This is a genomic window from Alphaproteobacteria bacterium (genome assembly GCA_017308135.1).
GTDB lineage: Bacteria > Pseudomonadota > Alphaproteobacteria > CACIAM-22H2 > CACIAM-22H2 > Tagaea.
Map to the genome: position 1 here is coordinate 326,670 of JAFKFM010000006.1, position 21,048 is coordinate 347,717.

Below are 21,048 nucleotides of genomic sequence, written 5' to 3' on the forward strand. Positions count from 1 at the left end.
GGCGCTTGCAATCGTCAGGGGGCGCCCCGCGCCCCTCAGGTTTCGTTCGATCGGTCGCGCCGGTCGAACCAGCGAATGCCGCGAAAGATCGCCGTCGGAAGATTGGCGGCAAGAAATCCGATTGGTGCGTTCGCCGAAAGCCTCAATGCCCGCACGACGAATCCGGCGCGGCCGCGCGAAACAGCGCGGAGCACCAAGGCGCGCAACGTAGCACTCGCCGCCCAGCGCTTCGCGGCGGCATCGCGCGCATATGTCTCCGCCAGCCGCAGGAAAGTGTCGATCGCGCGTGCCGCGTCCGCAATTCGAGGACTGCCGACGATTCGTGATCCGTGAAGCGCATCGAATATTTGGTACAGGATTTCGGGCGTCAATTCCGGCACGCCTTCGTCGCGCTGCCGCTTCCGGCAGAAATCGATCGACATGCGCTGCTGTTCGGCCAGACGCTGAACCGAAATATTCGATCCGTGAACGCGATAGCGCAGCAAGGCCTGCGGCAGATTTGCGGCTTGCGTCACCGGCAAGAGCCGCGTCCATAGCTCGAAATCCTGGTTGGCCTGGAAGCGTTCGTCGAACTCGAGCGCATGTTCGACGAGCACGCTCCGGCGGATCATCGCCGTTGGATGATGGAAGGGATTTCGCGTCAGGCTGACGAACCGGATCGTCGCGTCAGATTCGGGTTGTGGCGAAAAGTCCAATGTCCGGCCGCGGCCGTCCACGATCCAAACGGCGCTGCCCACGATGCCGAGTGCCGGATCCGCGTCGAGGGCGGCGGCCTGACGCGCGAAACGATCCGGCCGGCAGACGTCGTCGCCATCCATGCGCGCGACATACTCGCCTTCGCAGAGCCGCAAACCGACATTGAGCGCGGTCGTCTGCCCCATATTCTGAGGCGCTACGTGCAGCTTGATTCGTGGATCGGCATAGGAACGGACGATCCGCACGCTTTCGTCGCTCGACCCGTCGTCGACGATGACGAACTCGAAGTCGCCATAGGTTTGCGCGAGCACGCTGTCGATCGCTTCGCGCAGATATACCGCACCGTTGTAGACGGCCATCAGGACCGAGATTTTCGGCGGCTTTGACATATCAGCGCGCGATCGCCACGGCCCAGATTTCGCCCCAGCGCAGAATCGTCTCGTCGCGCGTCAAACCCGCCGCCGCGAGTTCGGCGTCGAACTCGATCAACGTGTACTCCGTCTCATGCGTCGAATCCGAGCGCCAGTCGAGACCAAGTTCCTTGCGCAACGGCACGAGCCAATCGCGATCGAAGCAGGGAATACGGATCAAAAATCGCTTGGCGCCGGTTTGCGCCGCGAGACGGCGGAGCAAGGCCGGCCGATCCGGCAGATGTTCGAGAACATTGGACATCGCGACGGTGTCGAAGCCGGCCGGCAACGTGTCCTTCGTCACGTCGCCGACGCGATAGACGACGTTCGGATGCGCATGGCGCGCGCGCGCGATTTCGACGTTCGCGGGAACGATTTCGACGCCTTCGACCGCAGCACCCGCTTGCGCCATCGACAGCGCGAGAAAACCATTGCCCGAGCCCACGTCGAGCACACGTTCGCCCGGCCGCACGCGCGACGCGAAGAACTCGTGATAGGCCATGATGCGATGCTTCGGATTGACGCCGTCGCCGTAGCGCACCGCCGTCGTCGCCGCCATCGTTTCGATCTTCGAATGCGCGTCGAGCAATGCGGACAACGCGGATTTCGCGTCGTCACGCTTCGCGATCGCTTGGGCGAATCCCACCGTCAGATCGCGCAGGATACGGGTCGGCAGAAACCGCGTGGGCCATAGCAACGTCGCCGCGATCGCGTGTCGAAGATTCATGTCGGCCTCGCGGCGAAGGAGAGTACGCGCAGTTCGCGCTCGATCGTCCGGTCGAGCGACACGGTGCGCAGGATTTCATCGCGCGCGTTGCGCCCAAGACGCGCCGCGAGTTCCCGGTCGCCCAAGATGCGATCGATCGCATCCCGGATCGACAAAGCGTCGGTCGCCGTCAACAATCCGGTATCGCCATCGCGCAGAACTTCGCGAATGCCGGGCGCGTCGGCGCCGATGACGGCCAGACCGCAGGACATCGCCTCCAGCAGCGCTTTGGGATGCCCCTCGAACAAGGACGGCAGAACGAAAAGGTCGAGGCCGCGGAAGAATTCCGGCAGGTCGCGATGCGGCATATTGCCCGGCAGCTTCAGATCGGCGCCGAGCCGCGCGCCGAGAGCGGCCATTTCATGGCGCAAACTCCCTTCGCCGATCATCACGAGCTCGACGTCGCGTCCGGCGACGGCCTCGATCAATGCCAACGGGTTTTTTTGCTCCTCGAAGCGGCCGAGAAAGCCGATCCGCTGTTTGGCGCGCGGCGCGGAAGGCCCGGGCGATAGCAGATCGGTGTCAACGTAATTCGGCACGATGTTGACTTGGCTTTGGGGAACGCCGTCGCGTTCGATCGCCAGCTTCGCAATCTCCTCGGTCGAGCCGACGACATGCGCGGCGCCCCGGAATACGGCGCGTTCGGTCGCTATCGCCTCGCGCGTCACCGGATCGTCGGGCCCGCGTTCGCGCGTCGCGAAAAGCGACCACGGATAACCGCAACGCGCGACGAGCTTCGTACGCCAGAATTTCGCGACGCGCAGAATATGGCGCGCACCGCTCATCTGATTGGTTTTGACCAAGCGCGGACCGGGAAAGCGCAAGCCGAATGTCGCCAGCAGGATCGCCATCCAGACGGGCCAGGTCCATTCATGCTTGTTATGCGCGAGGCCGATATCGCCAAGCCGCTCGATATAGGCGGCATCCTCGCCGCGCGACCAAGTGATCAACGTCAGCGCACGCAAATGCGGCAGCAGGCGGCGATAGATCGCGAGCTCGCGATCCAGCATCCCCACGCGATCGAAGATCGCGAGTGTCGACGCGTATTCGAACCACACGATCAAATGCAGCGTTTTCAGACGCGCGAAGTCGGGCGGCGGCAGCGAGTCTTCGGGCAGCATGCTCAAGTGCGGGCCCGGGTCTTGAGCGCGTCGGACATGCCGCGATCGCAATGCTGGCCGGTATGAACCAGGATCTCGCCAAGCACCGCCTTCGCCAAGGCGCGCGACAAGGGTGCGGCCTTGATGAATTGCGGGCGCGCACCCACGACGGTGAGAATCCGCTTCACGCTTATCGGCGCGCGGCGGGGATGGCGCGGCGCAGCGCCGCGACGATGCGGTCTTGCGTGGCTTCGTCCAGATAGGCGTGCATCGGCAGGCTGAGCACTTCGCCCGCCAGACGGTCGGATACCGGCAGACCGTTTCCGGCTACCGGATACTTCGCATAGGCCGTTTGGCGGTGCATCGGCTTGACGTAATAGATCATCGTCGGAATGCCTTCGGCCTTCAATGCGGCGGCGACCTTGTCGCGATCGGCGTTCGGCAAACGAATCGTGTATTGCGCCCAGACCGAGACGAGATCCTTCGGCACGCGCGGGACGATGCACAAATCTTCCAGCGCGGCCGAATAACGCGCGGCTACCTTGTTGCGCGCGTCGATTTCGGCCGGGAACACGGCGAGCTTCTCGAGCAGCACCGCGGCCTGCATCGTATCAAGGCGCGCGTTCAACCCGATACGCACATTGTCGTATTTGTCGCTGCCTTGGCCATGCACGCGCAGCGAACGCAGCACGTCCATCAGCTTGGCGTCGTTGGTGAACACCGCCCCGCCATCGCCGTAGCAACCCAACGGCTTCGCGGGAAAGAACGACGTCGCCGCGAAATCGCCGATGCCGCCGGTCGTGCGGCCCTTATAAGTGCCGCCGAAACCTTGCGCCGTATCGGCGAAGACCCACAGATCGTTCGCCCGCGCGATTTTCTCGATCGCGTCGTAATCGGCCGGCAGGCCGAACAGATCGACGGGAATCACGCCCTTGGGCTTCAAGCCCAAACGCCGCGCCGTGTCGATCCCCGCTTCGAGACTGGCGGGATCCATGTTGAACGTGTCAGGCAGGCAATCGACGAAGATCGGCGTGGCGCCGACCCACGCGACGACCTCGCCGGTCGCGGCGAAGGTGAAGGACGGCACCAGGATCGCGTCGCCCGGGCCCACTTCCTTGGCCATCAGCACGATGCCGAGAGCGTCGGTGCCGTTGGCGCAGCTGAGCACGTATTTGGAACCGCAGAACGCGCCGAGCTCGGCTTCGAGCTCCGCCACTTCCGGGCCCATGATGTATTTTCCGTGGCGGACGACTTTGAGGATCGCCTCTTCCATCCGCGCGCCGATATGCTTGCGCTGGGCTTTGAGATCGATGAAGTCGATGGCGGGCGCGTTGCTCATTTCTCGATTTCCAATTTGTCGGTTCCAACTTCGCGATGTTTTTCGCCGGTGCGGACGATCCAGCCGACGCGCTTGGCGTGTGCCACGACTTCGTTCGCGTCGTTTGGCGAAAAGGCCAGCGGCTTTTCGACCAGCACATGCTTGCCGGCATCCAACGCGGCGCGCGCCAGTGCGGCACGCGGGCCGGCAGGTGTCGCGAGGATCACGCCGTCGATCGATTTGCCGGCGAGGATCGCCTGCCAGCCCGGCGCCTTGGCGCCGGTGTCGGCCGCGAAACGCGCGGCGAGATCGGCATTGGCGTCGTGCACGGCGGCGCGTGCGCCGTGCGGACGTTATTCTTGCCCGAATTTCCTCGGCCGAGCATGGCGATCTTGGGCCGGGTGCCGGGGTTTTTTCCATGCTACCGCAATCCGGGTGAAGCGGGGTTCCGCCACCCCAGTGGCAAGGCGCTTCAACCGCGAAGCGCCGGATTGTGACGGCCGATCAAGCCGCCGCGATCGCGCGCGCAGGCAATTGCGCCCGCACTTCCCGACCCAGAAGATCGAGCAGAACGACGACACGGTCCGCCTCGCCGAGCGCTTGGAATTTTCCGACCAGATCGGCGAATGGGCCCGCCAGCACGCGCACCGCATCGCCCGCGCGCAAGCCCGTCAAAGGATCGGATTCGTCGTGCAGATGGGCGGCCGTTTCGTTCTGCAAGGCTTCGACGATGCCTTCGGGCATCGGCGTGGGGCTGTCGCCGTTTCGCAAAAGATCGGTCACGCCGAACGTGCCCAAGATCGAACGCCACGGTTCGGTCATCATATCGAGCGCGACGAACATGTAGCGGGGGAACAGCGGCCGTTCGACGATCTCCACCTTGCGCGCATGCGCACGTCTGCGCTTATGGCGCGGCAAGAACGTCTCGAAACCTTGGCGGCGCAAATTGTCGGACGCGCGGGTTTCGTCGTTCGGGCGCGTATGGACGACATACCAGCGTTTCATCCAACGGCCTCCACTTTTTGCTGTCGCGCGCGGCGCAGATTGAGGCGCAGCAGACTCGGCGCCAGAACGCGGCCGCGATCGATGTTGAGTGTGGGTGCGGCTTTCTGCGCAGCTTCATAGATGGCGAGCGGATCGCGCAGATCGCAGACCAACAGCGCATCGACTGCGCCGGGAATGGCGTCGAACCCGGCCACCGCCGGCAGACCAAGATACTGGGGCAGCTTATGGGCGGGATCGATGACGCACACGACCTCGACGCTCGATTCGCGCGCCGAGAGCAGCGCCGCCTCGGTCAATTCCGACACGCCGATTAGCGCCACGCGGGTGGCGCCGCGCGCGGCGAGGCCGTTCATGATGTCGCTGAACTGGCGTCGCGCATCGCGGAACAGGTCGAACGAGACCCGCAAATACTCGACCGTCAGCCGGCCTTTTTCGGCCATACCCTGGGGCGTCAGGTAATAGGCGTAGCGGTTGAGCGGCGCATTCGCGATCTTAATCAAGCCTTTACGAACGCAGCGCTTGAGCACCGCGTTCGCGAGGCCCAACGCGATACCAAGATCGCTCGACAGGCCGCGCTGCGTGACGGCTGAATCCTGTTCGACAGCCGACAGCACGCCCAAAACCAGGGCGGCTTCGTCGCGGGTCGGTTTGGTGGCCGGGGTATCCGTCATCGGTCCCTGAAAGTTCGCCCGGAGGCGAAATCATTTGCCATCCGATGGCCCCATCTATACCTTGTTCACGAGATGAACGTCAAGTTTGTTCAAGGCATGAACATTACGATGAATCATCGTATTAGCGGTCGTGCGAGGGTCAGTCTATGTGCGGAATTGTGGGGCTTGTCGATCGCCGGGCGCAGCTTGGCGAAACGGCGCTGACCCACACCGTGCGCATGATGAACAATACGCTGCTGCATCGCGGACCCGATGGCGGCGAGGTATGGGTAGCGCCCGAATCCGGCGTGGGGTTTGGCCATCGCCGCTTGGCGATCGTCGATCTTTCGCCCACCGGCGTCCAGCCGATGGCGTCGGGCGACGGGCGTTTCGTCGTCACTTATAACGGCGAGATCTTCAATTACCTCGAGCTGCGCGCCGAACTGCTCGCGATGGGCGTCAAGTTCCGCGGCGAATCGGATACCGAAGTTCTGCTCGAAGGCTTCGTGCGTTGGGGCATCGCCGAAACGATCGCCAAGGCCGTGGGCATGTTCGCGATCGCGCTTTGGGACAAACGCGAGAAGTCGCTCTGGCTCATCCGCGACCGGCTGGGCGTGAAGCCGCTTTACTACGCGCATTACGGCCAGAGACTCATCTTCGGCTCCGAACTTAAAGCTTTGTGCGCCGTTTCCGATTGGCAGCCTGGCCTCGATCGCGACGCGCTGACCGGTTTCATGCGCCACGGCTACGTCGCCGGTCCGCGCACGATTTACAAAGAAGCGCGCAAGCTGATGCCCGGCCAAATGCTGGAATGGCACGACGGCCAAGAACCGAAGCTAAGCATCTATTGGGATGCGCGGGCCAAGGCGATCGAAGGCCGGGCGCAATGGGACAAGCATATCGATCCGCGCGAAGCGGTGGATCGGCTTGACGCGTTGCTGCGCGAGGCGATCCGCCAGCGCATGATCGCCGACGTGCCGCTGGGCGCGTTCCTGTCGGGCGGTATCGATAGCTCGACCGTCGTCGCGTTGATGCAGCAGCAGAGTTCGCGGCCGGTGCGCAGCTTCTCGATCGGTTTCGCCGAAGACGGCTACGACGAGGCGGGCCATGCGCGCGCGGTCGCCAAACATCTCGGCACCGATCACACCGAGCTCTACGTCGAGCCATCGCATGCGCTGGGCGTCGTGCCGAAACTCGCCGAATGGTACGACGAGCCTTTCGCCGATTCCTCCCAGATACCGACCTATCTCGTGTCGGAAATGACGCGCAAGCACGTGACCGTCGCGCTGTCGGGCGACGGCGGCGATGAGAATTTCGCAGGCTATAGCCGCTACATCTATGCCGGCACGATCTGGAAACAGACCTCGCGCTTGCCCGGGCCGCTGCGCGCCTTGGGGGCGGCGATGCTGCGAAACGCGGGCGCGCCGCTCTTGGCCGCCGCATCGTTCCTGTTGCCCGGCCGTGTACGCGCCGTGCGACCTGCGGAAAAAGCCGCAAAGCTCGCGCAGGTCTTACGCCTCGATTCGATCGACAACGTCTATCGCCACTTGATCAGCCAGTGGCATGAGCCCGAAGCGATCGTGGCGGGCGGCACGGAGCCGCGCGGCCCGCTCTGGGACGAAACGCTCGCGCGCGACATGCCCGAGCCGGTGGCGCGCATGCAATTGCTCGACACGATGACCTATTTGCCCGAGGACATCCTTACCAAGGTCGATCGCGCGACGATGGCCGTGGCGCTGGAAGGACGCGAGCCGTTGCTCGACCATCGCGTGGTCGAATTCGCCTGGGCGCTGCCGATGGATCTGAAACTCAAGGGCGGCGAAGGCAAATGGATCCTGCGCGAAGTGCTGGCGCGCTACATGCCGCGATCGCTGACCGACCGGCCGAAAATGGGCTTCGGCGTGCCGATCGATTCCTGGCTGCGCGGCCCGTTGCGCGACTGGGCCGAAGACCTGCTCGACGAGAAAGCCATGAAGGCCGACGGCTTACTCGACCCAGCCCCCATCCGCGAAGCCTGGAACACCCATATTTCCGGCACGGCGAACATGCATTATCCTATCTGGACGGTGCTGATGTTCCGCGCCTGGCAGCGGCGGTGGCTTTAAATCAGTCCGCGTAATTTACACTTCGCTTGGTGTGAACCTACGATAAAACGCCGCGTACGCCGCCGCGCAGGCATCGAGCGAGAATTCGGCTTCGATTCGCGCGCGGCCCGCATCGCCCATCGCGGCGCGTAAAGGCGCATCGGCGATCAGGCGCGCGAGCGCTTCGGCCAACGCGGCAGGACCGCGCGGCTTGACGATCAGGCCGGTCTTGCCATCCGCGATCGCTTCGGGAATCCCGCCCGCTTGTGTGCCGATCACCGCGCGGCGCGACGCCATCGCTTCCAGCACCGCGTTGGGGAAGCCTTCTTCGTGGCTCGCCAGCACGGCCAGATCGGCGGCGGCGAGCAGATCGGGCACGTCGTTGCGCGCGCCCAATAGCTTCACGCGATCGCCGATCCCCGCCGCGTGCGCTTGTGCCGTGAGTTTGGCGCCGATCCCGTCGTCACGGCCCGCACACCAGAGTTCCCACGCGGGTTCGCGCGGCACTTGCGCCAGCGCGTCGATCAGATCGGCATGGCCCTTATAGGGAATAAGATTCGCCACGCACGCGATCACAACGTTGTCCGTTGGGCGCGGCACTGGCTTGGGGGTCGCGAAGCGCGCGAGATCGATCCCGTTGCGGATGAGATGTACGCGATCGCGCGCAGCACCTTCGTCGATCAATTGCGCGGTCACCGCCGCACTATTGCCGAGCAACGCATCCATGCGCTTGTGCAAGACGCGCTCGAGCTTGGCGAGCAACGGATGTTTCGTTTGGTAATCGTTCAGCGAGCGGCGCGACATCACGCGCTTGGCGTTCGACGTCAGCAACGCGATCGGCGCGCCGACCAGATAGGATTCGGGCAGGAAGAAATGCACGACATCCGGGCGCCACTCGCGCATGAAGCGCGCAAGCGACAACCCGGCGCGCAACGCCCGCAAGCCGCGCCCGACGAATCCGCCGGCTTTGGCGCCGGCTTCGCTGCCCGGCGGCGCCACCACGCGCACCCCCGCGGCTTCCAACGGTGACGCCAACGCCCCGCGCCCGGTCAGCGTATGAACGGCGATCTCGAACCCGTCGGCCACAAGGCGCGGCAAGACTTGGGCGAGATGGGTTTCCGCCCCGCCCACATCCAGCGCGCCGATGACGATCAATACGCGGATGACCCACCCCTTCCCTCGCCAAGACCGATATTCGGGGGTATATCGGGATTCGCGATGAAAATCTGCCAACTCTGCGCCGTCGACTTCACGCTGCATCATTTCCTGATGCCGTTGATGCGCGCCCAGCGTGCGGCGGGCCACGAAGTCGTCGGGGCTTGCGCGCGCGGGAAACTGACCCCGAAGATCGAGGCGGAAGGCTTCCGCGTGATCGACGTGCCGATCCAGCGTTCGTCCAATCCGGTAGCACTGCTGCGCGCTTATCGCGCCTTGAAAGCGATCTTCGCCGCCGAGCGTTTCGACATGGTGCATGTCCACACGCCGGTCGCGGCCCTGGCCGGGCGGCCCGCCGCCAAAGCGGCGGGCGTTGGGCGCGTCGTCTACACCGCGCACGGGTTCTATTTCCACGAACACATGCCCGCGCCGAAGCGCGCGCTGCACGTGACGCTGGAATGGTTCGGCGGGCGCTTCACCGATGTGATGTTCACGCAAGCCGAAGAAGATGCTGCCACCGCGCGCCGTTTGGGCTTGTGCAAGGGTGGGGTGATCGAAGCGATCGGCAACGGCTCCGATCCTGCCAAATTCCGCCCCGCCTTGCCGGGCGAGGACACGCGCACGCGATTGCGCGCCGCACTCGGTACGCCAAACGACACGCCGGTGATCGCGATGATCGGCCGTTTGGTCGCCGAGAAGGGCTATCCCGAATTGTTCCGGGCGATGAAGATCGCGACCAATGCCGAGCTATGGGTCGTCGGCGAGCGCTTGGCGTCGGATCACGCCCAATCGATCGACGCCGATATCAAGGCCGTCGAAGCCGATCCCGATCTGTCGAAGCGCATCCGCTTCTTGGGCTATCGCGCCGATGTGCCCGAGATTTTGCGCGCGGTCGATGCGTTCACCTTGCCGTCGCATCGCGAAGGCATGCCGCGTTCGATCGTCGAGGCGATGCTGTCCGGCCTGCCGGTGATCGCCACCGATATTCGCGGCAGTCGCGAGGAAGTGATCGACGGCGAGACCGGCTTGCTCGTGCCGTTGCGCGACGAAACGGCGTTGGGCGAAGCGTTGAAGAAGATCGCGGGCGACCCTCAATTGCGCAAACGGATGGGCGAAGCCGGGCTTGCCCGCGCCCGCACGCTTTACGACGAAGCGAAAGTGGTCGAGAAGCAAATGCGCTTGCTGGGGCTCGCACCATGAAGATCGCGGTCGTCGGCGCCACGGGCATGACCGGGCGGCGCGTCGTCGCGGCGTTGCATGCGCGCGGTCACGAGGTGATCGCGACGGGCCGCAATCCCGCCAAGCTCGCCGAATTGGGCGACGGCATCGAATGGCGCATCGGCGATTTCGACCGGCCCGAGACCTTGCCCAAAGCGGTCGCGAATGTGGATGCGGTCGCCTATGTGGCACACGCCAAGCACACGAAACTGGTGATCGACGCGATGGCGCCAGGCGCCAGACTGGTCGTCACCGGATCGACGCGCGTGTTTTCGCGCCTCGACGATCCGGCGGCCGATGCGGTGCGCGACGGGTTGGCCGCGTTCAAAGCCACCGGCCGGCCGGGGCAAGTATTGCTGCCCGCGATGATCTATGGCGACAAGGCGGATCGCAATGTCGGGCGCATCCTGCGCTTCCTGGCGCGTTTCCCGAAATTCGTGCCGATCCCCGTGCCGTTGCCCGATGGCGGCAAGCATACGGTCCAGCCCGTTCATATCGACGATGTCGTCGCTTGCGTCGTCGCGGCATTGGAACGGACCGATTTGAACGACGAACCGATCGTGTTGGCCGGGCCAATGCCAATCCCTTACGCGCAAATGGTGCGCGAGAGTGCGGCCGCGTTGAAACGCTGGATCGTGATCGTGCCGGTCCCCGTCGCGACGCTGGCGGCGGTAGCGCGTTTCGTCGCGCGCATCGGCATCAAGCTGCCGTTCGATGCGACGGAATTGACCCGCGCGGCCGAAGACAAAATCTTCGACGTGGCGCCGATGCGCGACAAGCTTGGCGTCGTACCGCGCCCCTTCGCCGAGGGCGTGGCCGACAAAGTCCGGCGCGGCGACTTTTAGTTATTCGCCGCCGGCCACGGTCAGCACCGTGCCGGTCGTGTAGCTGCTCATCGGGCCCGCCAAGAACACGATCGCGGCGGCAATTTCCTCGGCCGTCGCGGCGCGCCCCACCGGCACGCGCGCCGCCCGCACGGCGAAGGCGCTGCGGTCCGGGTCGTCCGCCCAGCGATTGAGATCGGTATCGACGAAACCGGGGCGCACCGCATTGACGCGAATGCCGAGTGGCGCGCCGAGCTTGGCGAAGTTGCGCGTCGCCTGTTCCAAGCCCGCCTTGGCGACGGCGTAATCCGCCAAGCGCGGCGACGCGGCATGGGCGGTCACATAGCTCGAAACGTTGACGATCGAGCCCGTCTTCGCCGCCGCCATCGCGGGCCAAGCGGCCCGGATCAAAGCGATCGGCGATTCGAGATTGAGCGCCATCGTCTTGGCGGTGCTGTCGGGCGCGAAGACACCGCCCGCGTTGTTGATCAGCACATCGATGCCGCCGGCCCAATCGAGGAAACGCGCCATCAAAACGCCTGGACCTTGCGCCAGATCGGCTTGGAACAGATCTGCATCGCCGCATTCGGCCGCAAGGCGCCGCGCGGCCGCTTCATCCGATGCGTAATGGATGCCGATTTTGGCACCCTGCTTTGCGAACGCACGCGCGGTCGCGGCACCAATACCGCGTGAGGCGCCGGTGATGAGGATGCGCGCGGTCATGGCATCAGCCGGACGGTGCCGCCCTTGCGGAAGATCGGCAGCGTCGCTTCGATCAAAGCCTCATGCCGCCACAAAATGCCCGCCTTCGCCTGACGATAGGCGTAATGCGCGAGGCTGAAGGTCCCCACGCCGAACAGCTTGCGCCCGCGCTTCCACGCGCGATCCGCGCAACGCAAGAACGCGGCGCGGCGCGGGGCGTCGCCGAGATCGGGATGGTCGCGCAAAAAATTGAGCGCGGTCAATGTCTCGTCGTGCAGGATCTGCGCTTGGTTCTTCATGAGCCGCGCCGCGTCTTCCGCCGGACCCAAGCAAACCACGTGATCGAACACGCCGATGCGTGCACCGGGCACCGCCGCCACGCGCGGGCAGATTCCCTGATCCTGGATGAACACACGTTCGTCGCAACCGCCGGCGGCAAGGAACAGATCGCGCCGCACGAGCAAATTCGAAGCCCCCGATTGGCAGGTTCGCAGCGCATCCAGCACCGGATCGGCGAAAACGCGCGTCTTCAAATCGGCGGGCGGCGGCGAAATGCGCGGACCTTCTTTGCCGTACCAATCCATGCCGCCATAGATCAGGCCGAGGTCGTGACGCTGCGCTTCTTCGCGCAAAAGCCGCACGGCGAAGGGGGCGAGTGTGTCGTCGGCATCGACGATTTTAATCCAGGACGCGGTCGACTCGCGCACGCCGCGATTGGTGGCGCAGCCGGGCCCGGCATTTTTCTGCGACACGACCCGCGCTTGGGCAACACCGCGCTTGGCGATCAAATCGCGCAGTAAATCGCCGGAGCCGTCGGTCGAACCGTCGTCGACGAACACGATTTCGGCGGGCGGCCCGTCGTCCTGGGCGAGAATTGAATCGAGGCAGCCGGCCAGCCACTTCGCCTTGTTATAGACGGTGACGACGTAGCCGACCGCGTCGTTCATGCACCGATCCGGGGCTGATCGGGGGCGAGGTCGCGGCGCACATAGGCGATTTGGCCGGTATGGCCGCGTTCGACCGTGCCGGACCACAGAAGATGCGTGGGCGCGAACATCGCGTCGATGGCACGCCGGTCGCTTTCGCTATGGAATTCGAGATGTGCGATCCGCACGCCGGCCAAAAACGGCGCCAGCGAGCGCAGGATCGGCATTTCGGCGCCCTCGGTATCGATCTTCAACAGATCGATCGCCGAGACGCCGAGCCCCGCCAGCGCGGGGCCGGCGGCGCGGATGACGACGTCGCCCAGCGGCTTCGCCTCGGTCATGTGATGCGCCGTCAGCGATGCGGTCACGGTCGAATGCGCGCCTTGATAAAGCGGCAGCGTCGCATCCGCTTCGCCCAGGCCGTAATCCAGTATTTCGGCGCGCGCGCGTTCGGCATTGATGCGCAGGAACGGCAAAGCGGCCGGATTGGGCTCGAAACACAAAATGCGGGAATCGGGATAGGCCAAGCGCAATCGCGCGGCCGCGATCCCGACATTGGCCCCGATATCCACGATGGTGGCGATCCCGCCGACGCCCGGCACGACCGGGTAGCAATCGCGGGCCAAAACCTCGTCCAACACGTAGCGAATGCCCGGATCGGCGGGCAAATCGAGCGCAATTCGCCCGGCCGGGCCCGTCACGGCGGCTTTTCCGGCGAATCGCGGCCCGGTCAGCTTGCGCCATTTGCGGTCCAGACGTTCGGTCCAGGTCCGGGGCCGTTTGGCGCCGTCGATCCAGAATTCCAGGGATGTGCCAGTCATAACCGGTTCTTAAGCGGCCCCCGCACCCCCGGCAAGCCCTGCCTGTTCTAGACGCGGGACGCCGGGCGGATTAGATAGGGGCCGTAAGACGTTGCTTGCGGGACCGTCCCTCTGTTCCGGACCCCCAGGAACATGCCCTTCGACCCGCCGCCGACCGCCTCTCGAAAGCCCCAATCCTTGTCCAACGCTACTCCCATCGCCGACCTTCTCGTAAAGGACAGCGATTCGCTGGCCGACGCCGTCGCCAAGCTCGATGCCAATTCCGCCCCGCTGCTGCTCGTCGTGGATTCCGACGGCAAGCTGGCCGGCCGGATCGGCATCGCCGAAATCGAAGCGGCCATGGCACGCGGCACGGGGATCGAATTGCGCGTGGGTGCGGCGATGATCGCCGATGCCGGCGGCCTGCCCGCCGATACCGACGCCGCGCAGCTCGCGAAATTCGCCGGCAATTCGGCGCGGCCCTTGGCGTTGCTGGACGGCGAGCGCCGCCCGGCCGGCCTCTATACCCAGGCCACCCCGCGCCGCGTGCCGATCGCCGAGCCGCAATTGGGCGGCAACGAGCTCAAATACGTCACCGAATGCGTCGAGACGAATTGGATTTCGAGCCAGGGCACGTTCGTGCGCCGGTTCGAGAAGGAATTCGCCGAATTGCTGGGCGTGCCGCATGCGCTGGCCGTGTCCAACGGCACCGTTGCGCTGCACCTATCGCTGGCCGCGTTCGGTATCGGGCCGGGCGACGAGGTGATCGTTCCCGACCTCACCTTCGCCGCGACGCTCAACGCCGTGCTCTATACCGGGGCGACGCCTGTGCTGGTCGATGTGGCACCGGATACGTGGAACATGGATCCGGCGGCCTTGTCCGACGCGATCACGCCGCGCACCAAGGCGATTATGCCCGTCCATCTCTACGGCCAGCCGACCGAGATGGACCCGATCCTGGCCTTGGCGCGCAAGCACAAGCTGATCGTCATCGAAGACGCCGCCGAAGCGGTGGGGGCGGCGCATAAGGGCGTGCAATGCGGCGCCATCGGCGATTCGGGCACGTTCAGCTTCTTCTCCAACAAGATGATCACGACCGGCGAAGGCGGCATGGTCACCTTCAAGGACGATGCGGTCGCCGCGCGCGCGCGCATGCTGCGCGACCACGGCATGAACCCGAACAAGCGTTACTGGCACGAGGAAGTCGGGTTCAATTATCGCCTGACCAATCTGCAAGCCGCGATCGGCTGCGCGCAGCTGGAGCAGTTCCAAGGCTTCCGCGTGCGCAAGAAGGAAATCGCCGCCTATTACGAAAGCCGCTTCGCCGGTATTTCGGAAATCGAAACGCCGGCGATCCTGCCGGGCTTCGACAATTCCTATTGGGTGTTCTCGATCGTCGTCGATTGCGCGGGGCTTGGCCTGACGCGAGACGAGTTGATGGCCAAACTCGCCAAGGCGGGCGTGGATACGCGGCCCCTGTTCTACTGCATGCACGAGATGCCGCCTTACAAAGCCTATGCCGGCAATCGCGCCTTCCCGGTGTCGAGCCGCTTGTCGGAGAACGGCTTGTCGCTGCCCTCCTCCACCTCGATCACCGAGGGCCAGTTGGCGCATGTCGCCGATGCGCTGACCAATCTCGTGCGTACGCGCCGTTTGGCGCGCGCGATAGCGGCGTGAACGGCAAGCGGATCGGAGATTTCTCGATCGCGATCGCGGCGGGTTTCGCCGCGCCGCTTGCCGTTATCGCACCCAACGCGCTGGCGCCGCTGATGATCGTCGCCGGGCTCGGCGCGCTGTTCGCGAAGCGTTGGCCGGCACGGCCTTGGCTGATCGGCGTCGGCGCGTTTTTGGCCTTCGCGCTGCTGTCGCTGCTCTGGACGATCGACGCGGCCGAAGGTTTCGACGGCTGGGTGCGGATCACGTTCGGCGCCGTTCTCGGTCTCGCACTTGTCGGTACGGCCGCATCGCTCGACGAAGCGGCGCGATCGCGCATCGCGCGCTGGCTGGCGATCGGCATGTTTAGCGCGATCGTCTTGCTGGCGATGCAGTTCGTGAGCCAGCGCCTGGTCGACTACGAAGGCTCCATCGCCGGTCTGTGGTACGGGCCGGACACGAATTTCTGGGCGCTGTTCAACCGCTCGGTCGCCACGCTGGCGATCCTGCTGCCGCTGGCGGCCATGGCGGCGTACCGAACCTTCGGGCGCGCGGCCGCACTGGGTCTGCTCGCGGCCGGCATTTTCATCGTCCTCAATTTCAATAGCCAAGGCGCCGAATACGCGCTCGTCGCCGCGACGCTCGCGGCGATATTCGTCGCCTTGCTACCCAAACGCGGCGCCTTTCTGCTGTCGGCCCTTCTGGCCGTCGGCGTGCTCGCAGCACCCCTGATCGCTTCCGCACCGCAATTCGACGCGTTGGCCCAGCGCCGCGACATCAGCCCATCGGTCTTTCACCGCGCCGCGATCTGGAGTTTCGCGGCCGAGCGGATTTTCGAGAAACCCGCCTTCGGCTGGGGCATGCATGCCTCGCGCGCCATTCCCGGCGCCAAGCGCCAATTCGCGCCGGGCGCCGAGCTGATGCCGTTGCACCCGCATAACGCGGCGTTGCAGCTCTGGCTCGAATTGGGTTTGTCCGGGGCCTTCGCCGGGGCCGCGCTGATGCTGGCGCTGGGCCGGCGCATTCGCGGCGACGCGCCAACGCGCGCGGCCTTGGCCGCGACGCTGGGCGCGGCCGTCGTCATCGCCGGCGTCGGTTACGGGCTTTGGCAGGGCTGGTGGATGGCCGCCCTGTGGATAATCGTCGCGCTTGCGGCCGCGCTGGCATCGAAACGCGACGGGTGCTAGACGCGTTCCCGAAGGGGAGTTCGCGCATGAGCACCGTCAAAATCCGCCGCGCTATTCTTTCGGTCTCCGACAAGACCGGGTTGATCGATTTCGCCAAGTCGCTCGCTCGCCACGGGGTGGAGCTGCTGTCGACCGGCGGCACCGCCAAGGCGCTTTCCGATGCCGGCCTGACGGTGAAGGAAGTCGGTGCGCATACCGGCTTCCCGGAAATGATGGATGGCCGCGTCAAGACGCTACACCCGACCATTCATGGCGGCATCCTGGCGCGCCGTTCCGTCGCCGATCACGTCGCCGCGATGGACACGCACAAGATCGCGCCGATCGATCTGGTGGTCGTCAATCTCTACCCGTTCGAAGCGACGGTCGCGAAGGGTGCCGATTACGACGATTGCGTCGAGAATATCGATATCGGCGGACCGGCGATGATCCGCTCGGCGGCGAAGAATCACGAATCGGTCGTCGTCGTCGTCGAAGCCTCCCAATACGCCGATCTGGTCGCCGCGATGGACGCGACCGGCGGTGCGACGGACCTCGATCTTCGCAAGCGCTACGCCGCCGCCGCCTATGCGCGCACCGCCGCGTATGATTCCGCGATCTCCGGCTGGTTCGCCGGCCAACTCGGCCAGGAATTCCCGTCGCGCGTGAGCCTCGCCGGCAGCTTGAAGCAAGCGCTGCGCTATGGCGAGAACCCGCATCAAGCGGCCGCGTTCTATACCGACGGCAGCAACCGACCCGGCATCGCGACCGCGCGCCAAATCCAGGGCAAGGAACTCTCCTACAACAATCTCAACGACACCGACGCCGCGTTCGAGGCGGTGGCCGAGCTCGACACGCCGGCCTGCGTGATCGTCAAGCACGCCAATCCCTGCGGCGTCGCACTGGGCGCGAACCCGCATGCGGCGTATTTGAAGGCGCTGGCCTGCGATCCCGTCTCCGCCTTCGGCGGTATCGTGGCGTTCAACCGCACGCTCGACGCCGCGTCGGCCGCCGAGATCGCCAAGATTTTCGTCGAAGTGATCGTCGCCCCCGACGCCGATGCCAAGGCGCTGGAGATTCTGTCGGCGAAGAAGAATCTCCGTCTGCTGCTGACCGGCGGCCTGCCCGACCCGGCGGCGAAGGGCACGACGATCAAAACGCTATCGGGCGGGTTCCTGGCGCAAAGCCGCGATTCGGGCCGCATCGCCAAGGCCGATCTGAAAATCGTCACCAAGCGCGCGCCGACCCCGGCCGAGCTCGACGATTTGCTGTTCGCCTTCCGCGTGGCCAAGCACGTGAAGTCCAACGCCATCGTCTATGTGAAGGACGGCGCCACGGTCGGTGTGGGGGCGGGCCAGATGAGCCGCGTCGATTCCTCGCGCATCGCGGCCTGGAAAGCCGCCGAAGCCGCCAAGGCGGCGGGCGAAGCGCAAAGCCGCTGCGTGGGCTCGGTCGTCGCCTCCGACGCGTTCTTCCCCTTCGCCGACGGCCTGCTCGCCGCCGCCGATGCGGGCGCCACGGCCGTGATCCAGCCCGGCGGCTCGATGCGCGACAACGAAGTGATCGCCGCGGCCGACGAGAAGAACCTCGCCATGGTGTTCACCGGCATGCGGCATTTCCGGCACTAAAACGTGGTCGGCAACGCCGTCCTCGTCGTCGTTTCGCTGATCTTCGCGCTTGGCCTGGGCGAAGGGGCGGCGCGGATTCTGGGTTACACGCCTTACGCGCCCGCCGCCCCCAGCGCCGAGGAATTTCGCTGGTCCGGACCCGATCTGGATTTCGGCTGGGTCAACAAGCCGGGCCGCTTCCTGTCGGCCGAGCCCGGCAACGTGCCGATGAATTTCGACGCGAACGGCTTGCGCGCGATGCCGCCGCTGAAAACGGCCACCCCGCGCATCGACGTCGTCGGCGATTCGATCACCCAAGGCTACGCGGTCGCCGACGACGAGACTTTCGCTTGGCGTTTGGCCGAGATGCGGCCCGATCTTGCGATCGTCAATCTCGGTGTCGGCGGTTACGGCACCTATCAAGCGCTGCTGCGCATGGAAGCGCGCCGCGACGATCCGCCCGCTTTGTTCGTTTACGGCTTCTACGGCGATCACCAGTATCGCAACGTCGCGCATTTGGGCTGGGTGCGATCGTTACGTGACGGCGATGGGCACAACATGGTGCCGCCGCATGCGACGATCGAGAATGGCGCGCTGCGCTTCCATCGCGGCGGATCGATTCTGCCCTGGCCGTTCGAATCAGCGTCGGTCGTGGTGACCGAAGCGCATCGCGCGTGGCTGCGGCTCCAATTCCGCGCACGCCAGGATCAACGCCAAGCGGTTCTGGAAGCCTTGCTCGCGCGGATGAAAACCACGGCGGAAGCGCAGCGCGCGAAATTCGTCGTGCTGCTGCTGGCCGATGCGCCCAATTTCCTGCCGCCCTATTTGGCGCGGGAAAACGTCGTCGTCGCGGATTGCCGCAAGCCGGAATTCGAGACCGATCCGAAGCTGCGCGTCGGCGGTTGGGGCCATCCGACGGCCGCGCGCCACGCGTTGTGGGCGGAATGCTTGGCGCCGGTCATCGACGCCGCGCTCAAGAACTAATCGAGCTCGAACGCGTCCTTGTAGTCGAGCTTCAGCGCCGGATCCTGGCGGTCTTTGACCAGATAGCAATTGCCGACGGCCAGGCGCTCGATCTCCGAGCCCATGAAGCAGCGGAACGCGTCTTCGGGGCTGCCGACGATGGGCTCGCCGCGCACATTGAAGCTGGTGTTGACGATCACCGGGCAGCCGGTGCGCGTTTTGAACGCCGAAATCAGCGCGTGATAGCGCGGATTTGTGTCGGCGTGGACCGTCTGGATACGCGCCGAATAGTCGACATGCGTGACGGCGGGAATGTCGGAACGCGGCACGTTCAGCTTGTCGATGCCGAACAGCGCGTTCTCCGCTTCCGTCATCGCGCGGCGGCGTTCCTTCTTCACGTCGGCGACGAGCAGCATGTAAGGCGAATCGCCGTCGATCTCGAACCACTCGGCGACGTCTTCGCGCAACACCGACGGCGCGAAGGGCCGGAAGCTTTCGCGATATTTGACCTTGAGATTGAGCTGCTTCTGCATCGCGGGGCTGCGCGCATCGCCCAGGATCGAGCGCCCGCCGAGCGCGCGTGGCCCGAATTCCATCCGGCCCTGGAACCAGCCCAGCGCAAGACCGGAGGCGAGATCCTCCGACGCGCGCGCGATCAGTTGATCGTCGCTCAGCACTTCGAATTTGGCGCCCGCCTCGGTCAGGCGCTTTTCGATATCGGCCTGTTCGAATGCGGGACCGAGATACGAACCCGCCATGCGATCGCCCGATTTGGTCATCGCCCCGCGCGGGCCGTTCTTGAACAGATGATAGCCCGCGAGGGCCGCCCCCAAAGCGCCGCCCGCATCGCCGGCGGCGGGCTGGATCCAGATATTCTTCCAATGGCCGTCGCGCAGGATTTTGCCGTTGGCGACGCAATTGAGGGCCACGCCGCCCGCGAGGCAGAGATTTGCAACGCCATGCTCGCGCCGCAGCGAGCGCGTGAGCTTCAGCACGACTTCTTCCAGCACGGCCTGCACCGAGGCGGCGAGGTCCATATGCTTCTGTTCGAGGCGCTGCTCGGGCTTGCGCGGCGGGCCGCCGAACAACGCGTCGAATTTCGCGTTGGTCATCGTGAGGCCGGTGCAATAGTCGAAATAGTCGAGATCGAGGCGGAACGAGCCGTCGTCCTTCACGTCGATCAGATGATCGAACATCGTCTTGGCGTATTTCGGCTCGCCGTAGGGCGCCAGACCCATGACCTTGTATTCGCCCGAGTTCACTTTGAACCCGGTGTAATAGGTCATCGCCGAATAGAGCAGCCCCAGCGAATGCGGGAAATGGATTTCCTTGACCATTTCCAGCGTATTGCCGCGTCCGATACCAACCGACGTCGTCGCCCATTCGCCAACACCGTCCATCGTGAGGACCAGCGCTTCATCGAAGGGCGACGGATAGAAAGCCGAGGCCGCGTGGCTTTGATGGTGCTCGGCGAACAACAGGCGTTGTTCCCAATCGAAGCCGAGTTCGACCGCCTTCAGCTCGTCGGTCAGCAGCTTTTTCTGGAACAGCTTTTCCTTCAGCCACAGCGGAATGGCCATCCGGAACGATGTGAAGCCGCGGGGTGCAAAGGCGAGATAGGTTTCGAGCAAGCGTTCGAACTTCAGGAACGGCTTGTCATAGAACACGACATGGTCGATGTCGCCGAGCCCGATCCCCGCTTCGGCCAAGCAGTATTTGATCGCGTTAATCGGATAACGCGAATCGTGCTTCTTGCGGGTGAAGCGTTCCTCCTGCGCGGCCGCGACGATGCGCCCGTCCTCGACGAGGGCGGCGGCGCTGTCGTGGTAGAACGCGGAGAGGCCGAGAATGCGCATCAAAACAGCGTGTAGATGAAGGGCGCGATCGCACTACCCTTGGTCAGCACGATCAGGCCGCCGAACAGACCCATCATCACGATGATGGGCAGCAGCCAGAATTTCTTGCGAACCTTCATGAACTGCCAGAGTTCGCGGGCGAGAGAGAGCAT

General features: G+C 64.9%; 20 protein-coding genes and 1 pseudogene. 7 read left to right on the forward strand and 14 right to left on the reverse strand.

Annotated elements, in window-relative coordinates; translation table 11 throughout:
• Positions 1–35 precede the first annotated feature (35 nt).
• The 8 genes and pseudogenes from J0H39_01860 to J0H39_01895 form a co-directional block, all read right to left on the reverse strand.
• A complete protein-coding gene (locus J0H39_01860) occupies positions 36–1,055 on the reverse strand; it encodes a glycosyltransferase (GenBank protein MBN9495474.1) in 1,020 nt (339 codons plus the stop codon).
• 31 nt (positions 1,056–1,086) lie between these two features.
• A complete protein-coding gene (locus tag J0H39_01865; GenBank protein MBN9495475.1) occupies positions 1,087–1,833 on the reverse strand; it encodes a class I SAM-dependent methyltransferase in 747 nt (248 codons plus the stop codon).
• Positions 1,830–2,993, reverse strand: coding sequence for a glycosyltransferase family 4 protein (locus tag J0H39_01870; protein MBN9495476.1), 1,164 nt, complete (start codon positions 2,991–2,993; stop codon positions 1,830–1,832). The genes J0H39_01865 and J0H39_01870 overlap by 4 nt, the downstream gene beginning before the upstream one ends.
• A 29-nt stretch (positions 2,994–3,022) precedes the next feature.
• Positions 3,023–3,160: pseudogene (locus J0H39_01875) on the reverse strand (UDP-N-acetylglucosamine 2-epimerase (non-hydrolyzing)).
• Between the two features lie 2 nt (positions 3,161–3,162).
• Positions 3,163–4,311, reverse strand: coding sequence for a DegT/DnrJ/EryC1/StrS aminotransferase family protein (locus J0H39_01880; protein ID MBN9495477.1), 1,149 nt, complete (start codon positions 4,309–4,311; stop codon positions 3,163–3,165).
• Positions 4,308–4,619: a Gfo/Idh/MocA family oxidoreductase gene (locus J0H39_01885; GenBank protein MBN9495478.1), complete on the reverse strand. Its 312-nt coding sequence runs from the start codon at positions 4,617–4,619 to the stop codon at positions 4,308–4,310. Before J0H39_01885 ends, J0H39_01880 begins: the two co-directional genes overlap by 4 nt.
• A 175-nt stretch (positions 4,620–4,794) precedes the next feature.
• On the reverse strand, positions 4,795–5,295 hold the full coding sequence (locus J0H39_01890) for a transcriptional activator RfaH (GenBank protein ID MBN9495479.1): 501 nt from the start codon (positions 5,293–5,295) through the stop codon (positions 4,795–4,797).
• Positions 5,292–5,966 (reverse strand): winged helix-turn-helix transcriptional regulator, encoded by a 675-nt coding sequence (locus J0H39_01895; GenBank protein ID MBN9495480.1) that lies wholly within the window; start codon positions 5,964–5,966, stop codon positions 5,292–5,294. Before J0H39_01895 ends, J0H39_01890 begins: the two co-directional genes overlap by 4 nt.
• A gap of 146 nt (positions 5,967–6,112) precedes the next feature.
• Here J0H39_01895 and asnB point away from each other — a divergent pair, with 146 nt between their 5' ends.
• Positions 6,113–8,050, forward strand: coding sequence for an asparagine synthase (glutamine-hydrolyzing) (asnB, locus tag J0H39_01900; protein ID MBN9495481.1), 1,938 nt, complete (start codon positions 6,113–6,115; stop codon positions 8,048–8,050).
• A 15-nt stretch (positions 8,051–8,065) separates the two neighbouring features.
• On the opposite strand, the gene J0H39_01905 is transcribed toward asnB, so the two are convergent.
• On the reverse strand, positions 8,066–9,184 hold the full coding sequence (locus tag J0H39_01905; GenBank protein MBN9495482.1) for a glycosyltransferase: 1,119 nt from the start codon (positions 9,182–9,184) through the stop codon (positions 8,066–8,068).
• 63 nt (positions 9,185–9,247) lie between these two features.
• On the opposite strand from J0H39_01905, the gene J0H39_01910 reads away from it, so the two are divergent.
• Positions 9,248–10,384, forward strand: a complete 1,137-nt coding sequence (locus tag J0H39_01910) for a glycosyltransferase family 4 protein (protein MBN9495483.1) — start codon at positions 9,248–9,250, stop codon at positions 10,382–10,384.
• Positions 10,381–11,247 carry an NAD(P)H-binding protein gene (locus tag J0H39_01915; GenBank protein ID MBN9495484.1) on the forward strand — a complete coding sequence of 289 codons (867 nt, stop codon included), beginning with the start codon at positions 10,381–10,383 and terminating at the stop codon, positions 11,245–11,247. The genes J0H39_01910 and J0H39_01915 overlap by 4 nt, the downstream gene beginning before the upstream one ends.
• Here the strand turns inward: J0H39_01915 and J0H39_01920 are convergent, their stop codons facing one another.
• Genes J0H39_01920 through J0H39_01930 form a run of 3 tightly spaced genes read right to left on the reverse strand, consistent with a single transcriptional unit; the run spans position 11,248 to position 13,675 of the window.
• Positions 11,248–11,949, reverse strand: a complete 702-nt coding sequence (locus J0H39_01920; GenBank protein ID MBN9495485.1) for an SDR family oxidoreductase — start codon at positions 11,947–11,949, stop codon at positions 11,248–11,250.
• On the reverse strand, positions 11,946–12,875 hold the full coding sequence (locus J0H39_01925; GenBank protein ID MBN9495486.1) for a glycosyltransferase family 2 protein: 930 nt from the start codon (positions 12,873–12,875) through the stop codon (positions 11,946–11,948). Before J0H39_01925 ends, J0H39_01920 begins: the two co-directional genes overlap by 4 nt.
• Entirely contained in the window at positions 12,872–13,675 is an 804-nt protein-coding gene (locus J0H39_01930; protein MBN9495487.1) for an FkbM family methyltransferase, read from the reverse strand. The genes J0H39_01925 and J0H39_01930 overlap by 4 nt, the downstream gene beginning before the upstream one ends.
• Before the next feature lie 381 nt (positions 13,676–14,056).
• Between J0H39_01930 and J0H39_01935 the strand changes: the two genes are divergently transcribed.
• Genes J0H39_01935 through J0H39_01950 form a run of 4 tightly spaced genes read left to right on the forward strand, consistent with a single transcriptional unit; the run spans position 14,057 to position 19,061 of the window.
• Entirely contained in the window at positions 14,057–15,331 is a 1,275-nt protein-coding gene (locus J0H39_01935) for a DegT/DnrJ/EryC1/StrS family aminotransferase (protein MBN9495488.1), read from the forward strand.
• Positions 15,328–16,494, forward strand: a complete 1,167-nt coding sequence (locus J0H39_01940; GenBank protein MBN9495489.1) for an O-antigen ligase family protein — start codon at positions 15,328–15,330, stop codon at positions 16,492–16,494. The genes J0H39_01935 and J0H39_01940 overlap by 4 nt, the downstream gene beginning before the upstream one ends.
• A gap of 26 nt (positions 16,495–16,520) precedes the next feature.
• Positions 16,521–18,098, forward strand: coding sequence for a bifunctional phosphoribosylaminoimidazolecarboxamide formyltransferase/IMP cyclohydrolase (purH, locus tag J0H39_01945; GenBank protein ID MBN9495490.1), 1,578 nt, complete (start codon positions 16,521–16,523; stop codon positions 18,096–18,098).
• Between the two features lie 3 nt (positions 18,099–18,101).
• Positions 18,102–19,061 carry a hypothetical protein gene (locus tag J0H39_01950; GenBank protein ID MBN9495491.1) on the forward strand — a complete coding sequence of 320 codons (960 nt, stop codon included), beginning with the start codon at positions 18,102–18,104 and terminating at the stop codon, positions 19,059–19,061.
• Here the strand turns inward: J0H39_01950 and J0H39_01955 are convergent.
• Entirely contained in the window at positions 19,058–20,896 is a 1,839-nt protein-coding gene (locus J0H39_01955) for a carbamoyltransferase (GenBank protein ID MBN9495492.1), read from the reverse strand. The two genes, J0H39_01950 and J0H39_01955, sit on opposite strands and share 4 nt — an antisense overlap.
• Positions 20,896–21,048 (reverse strand): hypothetical protein, encoded by a 153-nt coding sequence (locus tag J0H39_01960; GenBank protein ID MBN9495493.1) that lies wholly within the window; start codon positions 21,046–21,048, stop codon positions 20,896–20,898. Before J0H39_01960 ends, J0H39_01955 begins: the two co-directional genes overlap by 1 nt.

Bases quoted from the DNA above. Each gene is read 5' to 3' on its own strand.
- asnB (MBN9495481.1), top strand. From the start codon at position 6,113: ATGTGCGGAATTGTGGGGCTTGTCGATCGCCGGGCGCAGCTTGGCGAA.
- J0H39_01925 (MBN9495486.1), bottom strand. From the start codon at position 12,875: ATGAACGACGCGGTCGGCTACGTCGTCACCGTCTATAACAAGGCGAAG.
- J0H39_01960 (MBN9495493.1), bottom strand. From the start codon at position 21,048: ATGCTCTCTCTCGCCCGCGAACTCTGGCAGTTCATGAAGGTTCGCAAG.
- J0H39_01890 (MBN9495479.1), bottom strand. From the start codon at position 5,295: ATGAAACGCTGGTATGTCGTCCATACGCGCCCGAACGACGAAACCCGC.
- J0H39_01910 (MBN9495483.1), top strand. From the start codon at position 9,248: ATGAAAATCTGCCAACTCTGCGCCGTCGACTTCACGCTGCATCATTTC.
- J0H39_01930 (MBN9495487.1), bottom strand. From the start codon at position 13,675: ATGACTGGCACATCCCTGGAATTCTGGATCGACGGCGCCAAACGGCCC.
- purH (MBN9495490.1), top strand. From the start codon at position 16,521: ATGAGCACCGTCAAAATCCGCCGCGCTATTCTTTCGGTCTCCGACAAG.
- J0H39_01935 (MBN9495488.1), top strand. From the start codon at position 14,057: ATGATCGCCGATGCCGGCGGCCTGCCCGCCGATACCGACGCCGCGCAG.
- J0H39_01955 (MBN9495492.1), bottom strand. From the start codon at position 20,896: ATGCGCATTCTCGGCCTCTCCGCGTTCTACCACGACAGCGCCGCCGCC.
- J0H39_01870 (MBN9495476.1), bottom strand. From the start codon at position 2,993: ATGCTGCCCGAAGACTCGCTGCCGCCGCCCGACTTCGCGCGTCTGAAA.
- J0H39_01895 (MBN9495480.1), bottom strand. From the start codon at position 5,966: ATGACGGATACCCCGGCCACCAAACCGACCCGCGACGAAGCCGCCCTG.
- J0H39_01860 (MBN9495474.1), bottom strand. From the start codon at position 1,055: ATGGCCGTCTACAACGGTGCGGTATATCTGCGCGAAGCGATCGACAGC.
- J0H39_01865 (MBN9495475.1), bottom strand. From the start codon at position 1,833: ATGAATCTTCGACACGCGATCGCGGCGACGTTGCTATGGCCCACGCGG.
- J0H39_01920 (MBN9495485.1), bottom strand. From the start codon at position 11,949: ATGACCGCGCGCATCCTCATCACCGGCGCCTCACGCGGTATTGGTGCC.
- J0H39_01880 (MBN9495477.1), bottom strand. From the start codon at position 4,311: ATGAGCAACGCGCCCGCCATCGACTTCATCGATCTCAAAGCCCAGCGC.
- J0H39_01915 (MBN9495484.1), top strand. From the start codon at position 10,381: ATGAAGATCGCGGTCGTCGGCGCCACGGGCATGACCGGGCGGCGCGTC.